At 67.8% G+C, this 515-nt stretch carries 1 protein-coding gene; it reads right to left on the reverse strand.

The features are described from left to right. Positions 1–45: 45 nt before the first annotated feature. The coding region (locus G3I71_RS46085) for a hypothetical protein (protein ID WP_203733066.1) at positions 46–515 on the reverse strand (470 nt) is incomplete at its 5' end.

Genomic DNA, 515 nt, shown 5'->3' on the forward strand with positions numbered 1-515 from the left:
AGGGCTGAACACCGGGGCCGGGTCGCATCGTCGACCCGGCCCTACTCAGTCGAGTAGCAGCGCCACGACACCCGGTAGCAGACCGCCGAGGAATCCCCACATCGCCGCGAACCACGCCATCTTGCGATCGTGCTCCTGCTGCAGCGCCGCGATCATCCTCCCCGGATCCAGCACGGGCCGCCTCCGCCGCACCCATCGGACCGGCCTCGTGTACATGTCCACCACGTCGGCGATAGCACGGGTCTCGCGTTCCGCGCGCTCGCCGCTCCAGTCGTCGGGGCCGGATGCGACCGCCTGGATGGTCGTCTCCGTTGGTGTGAACGTGACGACCCAGGGGTTCACACCGAACATGCCGTTCGCTAGCGGTGTCGAGCACGCACCTGTGATCTGCAGCTCACGCCTCTCGACGCGCCCATGCTCCGCTGCAGCCTCAGCAGCCGCACCCGGATCGGACGCATCAAACTGATGCACCTCGGCGAGCAACAGGGGGCCGACCACCAACTCCTTGACCCCGA

Origin of the sequence: Streptomyces sp. SID12501, assembly GCF_010550245.1 — a bacterium.
Lineage (GTDB): Bacteria > Actinomycetota > Actinomycetes > Streptomycetales > Streptomycetaceae > Streptomyces.